The following is an 8,521-nucleotide window of genomic DNA, read 5'->3' as shown; positions in this document are numbered from 1 at the left end:
ATGAAGAATTAGTCAACGACATCGATCAATATATGCGATTTTACAACGAGGAACGTTATCAAGAGAAATTAAACAACCTGGCACCGATAGAGTATCGGTACCAGGTTGTGGCGTAGATCTAAGCATTTTTCTTTTTTACTGTCTACTTGACAGGGTGCAGTTCACTGAAAGCGTTTGGCTTTTTAATTTAATTAATTTTCATTAAGTTCATTTAAATATTTTATTGCATCATTTTGAAGCACGCGGTCAGACAGTTCGATTTCAAACTTCACTCTGTCAAACCCATCCTTACATGATTCCGGCTCCATGATTTCATTTGTTCCTACCTGCACACAGCTTCCGAGATCAAAATCCCCTACATGAGACATTTGAAGAACATATTCTTCTCCGAAATAACTATACTTTGTAGTTTCATGTCTGAACCCTATAAACCCTTCTTCTTTTGAATTTAAATCCCGTCCAACATGATATACAGGCTGTTCGATTCCTAATAGAGAAGTAATCGTAGGCGCAATATCCATCTGTCCGCCTATGATATTATCCACCCTTCCTTCTGTTTGGCCAGGTCTATGAATAACGAGTGGCACATTAAATGCTTCTCTTTGATTAAAGTTCACATCAATGAGGTTTTTCAATTGTGTCCTGCTATCCTGAAGCAATCCATAATGATCTCCGTAATAAACAAAGATCGTATCTTCCCAAATTCCTTTTTCTTTTAAAGATGAGATAAAGTTACCCAATGCTTCATCAGCATATCTTACGTTTTGAAGATAATCACCAACAGGAGTGTTATTAATTTCATCAGACAATTCGAGATATTTCATTTCTTCTGGCAGTTCAAAAGGCCGATGATTAGAAAGCGAGATAAAAAAGTTGTAAAACGGCTGATCATAGTCTGAATAAATGTCTGTCATTTGCTGGAGCATACTGTCGTCTGTAACTCCGAGCCCGATCCGTTCAGTCGAATCGATTGCAGGGTGATCAATATGATAATATTCCTGAAATCCCTGATTCGGGTAAGCTGCTTCACGATTCCAAAAACTTGCTGTATTGCCGTGTGTGGCACTTGTGTGATAGTTTTCATTACTTAATAAAACCCCAAGTGATTGAAAAACTCCACCCTCATATGTTCTATAAGCGCCATCTCTCTCGCTCGGATAAAGAGAGTTATTAGCAACAAATTCGGCATCAGATGTGTTCCCTCTCCCAATCTGATTGTAAATACTTGGATAATAGTCACTTTCTTTAATCAGAGCGTTTAGATGCGGTGTAATTTCCTGGTCTTCCACCACTTTATTGACAACAAAATCATTTAATGATTCTGCTTGGAATAGAATCACGTTTTTTCCTTTGTATTGCCCAAAATAAGGTGACTGTCTTTGTTGCTCTTGATTTTCACGAAAGTATTGATTCATTTCTTCGAGTTCTGTTTTACCCTCACCCGAAGTGAAGTCCGGTTTATTTAAAGTTTCATATACCGAGTTACCTGTAATAAATAAATGCGCTGGTATAATTCCTGCTCTTGCTACCTTATATTGATCACTGAAGGGTTCTTTTAACTGCGTCATTGTCAGAAAAGCAAAGATCAGTAATCCACCGACAGATAAAAGAGCTGCATCTCTTTTACGAAGCTTTGATGATTGAAACTTACCAGTTAAGAACATTCCTGCAACAATCATAACAAGAAGGATCACAACGTCCGAAACATAAATTAAATCTGACTTTGTGATCAGGCTGTAGACCGAGTCATCAACCTCTTCAAGCTGATCTGCCTGACCAATCATATCGAAAGATAAAATCGCTTTATAATATCGTTCGTATAAAACGTCTGAAATCATCAGAAATGAAAAAGCTGAGTATATGAATAAAACAATAAGAAGTCTAAAAACAGTTATTTTTCTGATTATAATACTGATAAGGATCAGTCCAAATGCAGCCGCCCCAAGAAGGTTTGCAATTAAATAAAAATCAAGGTTCATTGCATTTACAAAATGATTGGTTTTAATTGACCACCCTGCGAAAATCAAAAGAAATATGAATCCAATGTAAATCATGTTTAATCTCTTCCTCAAAATAAAAATCACCTTTCCCGTTACATTTTTCCGGTTATTACTATACTATCTTTACAAAAGTTTTACAAGATCGTAAATAATTAATTACTTTCCGTTAAAATAGTAAATGTACCAGCATCTTGATAGTTTTTGTCATGATTTTATTGTTTAAGCTTGTTTTTCATATGAGAATAAAATGTTACAATGTTACAAGTCTAGTACAAATGTGAGGAGAACCCAACATGAAAAGACATCTATATCCCATTTTAATTACTTCACTTCTAATTACAACAGCATGTTCAGATGATAAACCAGTGACTGATGAACAATTGAATGATTCGAAAGAAGAAACGGCTACAGAACCATCAGTTATAAACGAGGACCTTTCAACTGAAGAAGAAAATATTGAAATTGCTGAGGCAGAAAACTCAGAAGAAACGGCTGAACAGGAATTACCAATCATTGAAGAAGATCAGGATATAAAAGTAACTACAACATATTTAGATGAAGAAATATCCATTAGCGGAACAACCGGACCCGTTTCTTATGAAATCTCTAAAGTTGCACTGGTCATCTATGAGCCAAAAAATGTCGACTTAGCAGATATACTTGGAGTAGAAGTTAATGAAGAGATACATACTTTAGTAATTGGAATGGCCGGAGAAAACTCTCTTAACGAAGATGTGTCTTTCTATCTGGATCAGGCTACCGTTATCACAAATACTAAAGAGCAGTTAGAGCCTAACTTTTTCCTTGGGGACTATATAGACGGAGAATATTTCGGTAATGTTCGTCATGAAGGTACGAATGCATACGTTTTGAATAACTCAACAGTTGATCAGATTGAATCCTTTGAGATTAGAATTTCTGAACCTTATAATGCCAGCTTGGAAGTTATAGGTGAACCGGTAAGTGAATCAATTACATTAGAATAAATGTTCAAGGGTTACTCATTAAAAAGAGTAATCCTTTTTTGTTTAAAAATTGTATAAATGGTTATATTAACAATATATAAAAAAATTTATATAATTATATTGTAATATTTAAGTAACAACGGTAATATAATTGTAATACAAATACATATTTACAGGAGGCACTTATGAAAAAGTTTCTAATCACTATTTTATTTCTTTCAGGTCTTTCTTTCGCCTGGGGGATGGAGGCAGAGGCCAGTGAATTCAGGATTTTTGTTCCATGGGGTGAAGCGACTCTGGTAGAAGGTCAAATTGGAAGAGTTACACTTCAGCAGGATTTACCTCTCTTAAAGCTTCAGGATGGTAAAATGACATCTTCAGATATTATCAGGAAAAAAGATCAATCTTTCCGTGTTTATAACTTTACTTATTTGGAAGAAGATCTTTATCTGGGTGTAGGTGGAGGCTATTATTTTCTCAAAGATGCAAAAGTCAGCTATGTAACACCGGCAAAAAATAAACTTGAAACACTTGCAACCATTGTTTCCTACAAGGATTCTACCTTCCCATTGCCACAAGGTACTTATGAAAAAATGATTCCAACATATTACAACACGTTCCCGGAAGAAGATAAAGAGTTTAAATTCTTTAAAAATCATGCAGGTATCGAAATCCCGGTTCCTGAAAATACAAAAGTTTTTGCAGCAGCAGATGGTATTGTCCGCACGAAAGGATGGGATGATATCCAGGGCTGGTACTACGATATTGATACTGGTGAATTTGTTTTCAGATACGGTCATCTTGGCCGCTTTGCAGGTACGTTTGAAGTTGGTAGCATTGTGACCCAAGGAGATCTGATTGGATATACAGGTAGTACTGGAGATATGAAAATACCTACCACTTCTATTTCTAAACCTCATTTCCATTTTAATATTATGACGCAGAACGGTTACCCGATTGATTCTTATATTTACCTGAGGTCGTGGGAACAGAATTTTTAAATTTTGATAAAGAGCATTATAAGAAGCCCTTCTCATAATCAGTATGGGAAGGGCTTTTATATGTCATGATTACTCAGTATTGAGATGACTTCTTAATATGTCACTTTTCTCATTTATAGAATTTTCTGGTACAACATAATAGTAAATCTCATTAATATATTGACCCTGTCCCCCGTCTAGAGATGACATTTCAATCTGATTGGCCGATTTTCTATAATAGTTGTATAACTCAGTCACTTCTTCAATACTTAAATTCGTTTTGACCGAATCACTCAAAACACTGACAATGTTAAGCAACTCCCCGGGATTTCTTGTTTCTGCAACCTTCCTTACAGCTGCTGCCACAACTATTCTTTGTCGTTCCTGTCTTCCAAAGTCTCCTCTTGGATCTTCATAACGCATTTGAATATAGCTTAAGGCTTCATTTCCATTTCTCAACGTTATTTCACCCTGACCGAAAAAAATACCGTTAGAAGTAAATGAAGTGCCATTTTGTACTGTAATTCCTCCCGTCTCATCAATTAACTGAATAAAACTCTCCATATTCACTTTTAAAAAATAGTCAATAGGGATGTCCAGAAATCCTTCCACTGTCTGAATCGCTAATTCAACATCTCCGAATGCATAAGAATGGTTAATTTTATCCAGACCATATCCTGGGATATTCACATATGTGTCTCTTGGAATGCTCATCATTTTCACATCATTTGAAACAGGATTGACTGTCACAACAATGAGCGTATCAGCTCTTCCCTTATCTCCTTCTTCGGGTCTTTCGTCAACGCCCATCAGAAGAATTGAAATTGGATCTTTTTCTTCAAGTTCCACCTTTTTTGTTCGTTTAACAGAATATTCCCTTTCAATGGGCTGATGAATATCAGTAGCGATAGACTGAATTTTGTTGTAGGCAAAAAAAGCCGATATAGAAGTAATCATGACAATAACAAGAGCGAGCAGCAGTACAATTTTCATGAACTTTTTTCTCTTCTTCACCTTCATTATGCCACCTACTTTTCGTTCTTTATAAAGAACATTATAGACGAATTTTTCTTCTCTGTAAATATTTATATAATAATCAGCGACATGTATTCATTTACTACATTATGGAATTTCAAAAAATTAAAACCGAAAAGTCATGAAAACTTTCCGGTTTTAAAAATAATGATTACGGATTATATCGTGTGTTCGGCATTTTACCATCCCAAACTAAATATGAAAGATCTTTCAAACCAGACAAAGCCAATTCTTCCAGAACAATTTGGAAGTTTTTGGGTTTAACATTTTTCAAGTCATGCTTTTCCGAAAGCCTTGAAAGGAAAAAAACCATACTGTCCAGGTTTTTAGACTGATTGTTGTTGTTTTGAGAAAAATCGTAAATGACTCCTGCACACTTTACTCTTTTTACTTGAAATTCTGCTGATGTCCGTAGAAAGAAATCCCAATCCCAGTAGTTTTTAACTTCAGGATCAAAGTAACCGATACGGTCATGAATACTTTTTTTATAAAGGCATCCTGACGGAATAAAAGTCGAATTGCTTTTCATATCTTCTACAGAACTATTAAAAGCAAAAAGCTCTCTGCTTACAGGTATCCTACGCCCGTTTAATTTATCATATTGAACAATCTCTGCATCTGAGTATACAAGATCGGCCTGTTTAATCTCTTTCAGCATGGTTTCAACATGTGTTGAAACAATCCAGTCATCATCGTCAATCAGCATAATATACTCACCTTTTGCAGCCTTTACTCCATTATTTCTGGCATGAACGTGAAGCTGATTAGTTTCATGATTGATAATCTGGCAAATCAAGTCGGGATATAATGAAATAATTTCTTCTATGCCTTCACCTGCATCATTAACCACTATGACTTCAAAATCTCTGAATGACTGTGCAACCAATGAAGCTAAAAGCTCTGACAGTTCAGATTTCCGATTATAAGTGGGTATTACAATACTGACTAGTGGATTTGCCATTTTAGATCCTCCAAATTAATCGATGTGATAAATATCTCTTGTATAAACTTTTTCTTTAACATCAAGCAGTTGCTCATCCCAACGATTGGTCACGATAAGATCAGCCCTGCTCTTAAATTCATCAAGCTCATGATATACCCTGATTCCTTCAAAGTCTGAAGAACTGATTAATGGTTCATAAATCGTTAACTCAATATCCGTTTCCTTTAGCAATCTGATGACGTCTAAAATAGCAGATTGCCTGAAGTTATCTGAACCAGTTTTCATCGTTAACCTGTAAATACCAACGGATTTTGGTTTTCTGGCTATGATCTGGTTCACAACATGGTGTTTGCGAATATCATTTGACGCTACAACCGCCCCTATCATTTGATTTGGAATTTCTTTAAAGTCCGATAGTAGTTGTTTTGTGTCTTTTGGCAGACAATATCCTCCATAACCAAAAGAAGGATTATTATAATAATTCCCTATTCTTTCATCATACCCTATACCTTCTATAATTTGGGCAGCATTTAAATCGTACCTCTCAGCATATGAATCAAGTTCATTAAAAAAAGCAATTCTCATTGCCAGATACGTATTAGAAAAAAGCTTCACGGCTTCTGCTTCAGAAGAATCTGAGACAATTAAAGGAACCTCTTTTTTTACAGCATTCAGCTTCAATAATTCTCCAAAAGCCTCAGCTCTGGATTTCTCCCCCCCAACAATAATACGGGAAGGATGGAGATTATCCTCCAGTGCTCTTCCTTCTCTTAAAAATTCCGGAGAAAATAAAATGCGATCTGTCTTAAATTGACTGTTCATTTTTTTTGTATAACCAACTGGCACGGTAGATTTGATAACAATGGATGCTGTTTTGTTTATTTTTAGCGCATCTGCAATAACCTGATCTACAGACTTCGTATCAAAAGCATTTGCTTTATCATTATAGTCCGTAGGAGTTGCAATAATGATATAATCTGCTTTCGTGAAAGCCTCATTCATATCGGTAGTTGCAACAAATAGTAAACCATTCTTCTTGATGTCATCTTCAGCATAAGAATCATGGATTGGAAGTACATCCTTATTTAATTGATCTACTTTTTCCTGATTAATATCGTAAGCAACTACATGATGATTTTTTGAAAGCAGTATAGCTAATGACAAACCTACATATCCTGTTCCAGCAACCGTAATATTCATATCTTCGTCTCCCTATTCAAATTAACTCTTTCATTCTGCTTAGTATCTGGAGAATTGTAAAGAAATATTGCTTTTATTCAGTCAGAGAGACCTGGCTGTTAATAAATTAGGTATTAAGAATTAATTAAAAGGAAACGACTAACATCCATGATATACTATTATTAACTAAAAATTCTCAAAAAGGCGGAAAATAAATGATAAGTGATTTTATCGTGAACATATCTATTTTAATTTCTTTCACGTTTTTATGGCATCATTTATTTAAAAAAAGTAAGCTGACAACAGAATCAGATTTGAAGTTAAAATTGGTCGACGGCGTCATCGCAGGCTTCTTTGGCATTGTTTTAATGCATTACAGCTTATCTTTAAATGATACGACCATTTTAGATATGCGACACGTACCGATTGCAATGGTGGCTTTATATGGAGGTTTTTTAACAGCCATGGTATCATCAATTGTTGTTATTACCGGACATTACTTCTTAGATATGGATTTCCCCTCAAATGTAGCATTGATTATGATTTTACTTATTGGTACTGGTACCGGCATGATAGGTCAGTATTCTTCCCTTTCAATATGGAAGAAATGGACAGTGATGCTTATTTATGCACAGGTACTTTTTACGTCATCCATTTTCATCGTTTCAGACCTGTCATTTTCAATCGCCTACCCTGCATTCCTTCACATGATCTTCTCCTTCATCGGTGGATATGTTGTCATATATTTTGCACGCTATATGAGAAAAGCAACAGACTCTTTCTATGAAATTCAGGAAAACGCCAGAAAAGATCCACTTACCGGTTTGTTAAATGTTCGATCATTTGATCATTATTATAACTATTTCGTGGCACTGGCAAATGATACCCGATCTATTTCTCTGATCATCATTGATATTGATCATTTCAAAAAAATTAATGACACATATGGTCATATAGCCGGGGATCAGATTTTAATAGAAACGGCAAGGTTGATTAAAGTATTGACTGGCGATCGGGGATACGTCGCAAGAAACGGCGGTGAAGAGTTTACAGTTTTACTTCCTGAATACAAAATACAGGAAACAATTGAAATCGCGGAAACAATAAGACAAAATATTGAAGAACACTTATTTACGATTAAAGATAATAAAAAAATGAGTTTAACAGTTTCGATTGGAGCTGCCCATTTGCAAACTTTAGAAAGAATTGATCACGATCTGTTTGATCGAGCAGATCAAGCGCTATATAACGCAAAAAAATCCGGTCGCAATAAAGTGTGTATTGCATAACATGTTTTAAGGGTAAATATACTCATTTATAAATCATCACTAATGCATTAGATACAAAATGGTACTTTTTTCAATATTAAAATAGAACATACGTTCCTTTTATGATATACTGACTATACAGCAGGCATTT

Annotated in this window: 8 protein-coding genes; 4 read left to right on the top strand and 4 right to left on the bottom strand. The window is 35.2% G+C overall.

Annotated features, from left to right (window positions below):
• Nucleotides 1–116, top strand: a 116-nt coding sequence (locus tag E2491_RS10475; protein ID WP_166805849.1) for an IS3 family transposase, incomplete at its 5' end; no start/stop codon positions are given.
• 75 nt (nucleotides 117–191) lie between these two features.
• Here E2491_RS10475 and E2491_RS10470 read toward each other — a convergent pair.
• Complete coding sequence (locus tag E2491_RS10470; RefSeq protein WP_134375589.1) at nucleotides 192–2,054, bottom strand: LTA synthase family protein; 1,863 nt, start codon at nucleotides 2,052–2,054, stop codon at nucleotides 192–194.
• 239 nt (nucleotides 2,055–2,293) lie between these two features.
• Here E2491_RS10470 and E2491_RS10465 point away from each other — a divergent pair, with 239 nt between their 5' ends.
• On the top strand, nucleotides 2,294–2,986 hold the full coding sequence (locus E2491_RS10465) for a hypothetical protein (RefSeq protein ID WP_134375588.1): 693 nt from the start codon (nucleotides 2,294–2,296) through the stop codon (nucleotides 2,984–2,986).
• Between the two features lie 164 nt (nucleotides 2,987–3,150).
• A complete protein-coding gene (locus E2491_RS10460; protein WP_134375587.1) occupies nucleotides 3,151–3,966 on the top strand; it encodes a M23 family metallopeptidase in 816 nt (271 codons plus the stop codon).
• A gap of 69 nt (nucleotides 3,967–4,035) precedes the next feature.
• Here E2491_RS10460 and E2491_RS10455 read toward each other — a convergent pair whose 3' ends face one another.
• The 3 genes from E2491_RS10455 to E2491_RS10445 all read right to left on the bottom strand — a co-directional run bounded on the left by E2491_RS10455 (nucleotide 4,036) and on the right by E2491_RS10445 (nucleotide 7,123).
• Entirely contained in the window at nucleotides 4,036–4,938 is a 903-nt protein-coding gene (locus tag E2491_RS10455) for an LCP family glycopolymer transferase (RefSeq protein ID WP_166805848.1), read from the bottom strand.
• Between the two features lie 193 nt (nucleotides 4,939–5,131).
• Nucleotides 5,132–5,941 (bottom strand): glycosyltransferase family 2 protein, encoded by an 810-nt coding sequence (locus tag E2491_RS10450; RefSeq protein WP_134375585.1) that lies wholly within the window; start codon nucleotides 5,939–5,941, stop codon nucleotides 5,132–5,134.
• Nucleotides 5,942–5,956: 15 nt separating this feature from the next.
• The gene (locus E2491_RS10445; RefSeq protein ID WP_134375584.1) at nucleotides 5,957–7,123 is read right to left on the bottom strand and encodes a nucleotide sugar dehydrogenase; all 1,167 of its coding nucleotides are present in this window, start codon (nucleotides 7,121–7,123) and stop codon (nucleotides 5,957–5,959) included.
• 194 nt (nucleotides 7,124–7,317) lie between these two features.
• Here E2491_RS10445 and E2491_RS10440 point away from each other — a divergent pair, with 194 nt between their 5' ends.
• On the top strand, nucleotides 7,318–8,391 hold the full coding sequence (locus E2491_RS10440) for a GGDEF domain-containing protein (RefSeq protein WP_134375583.1): 1,074 nt from the start codon (nucleotides 7,318–7,320) through the stop codon (nucleotides 8,389–8,391).
• The last annotated feature ends 130 nt before the right edge of the window (nucleotides 8,392–8,521 follow it).

The organism is Jeotgalibacillus sp. R-1-5s-1, from assembly GCF_004405105.1.
Classification (GTDB): domain Bacteria; phylum Bacillota; class Bacilli; order Bacillales; family Jeotgalibacillaceae; genus Jeotgalibacillus.
The sequence above is the reverse complement of the archived record's forward strand: the minus strand, read 5'-3'. Positions and strand labels throughout refer to the sequence as shown.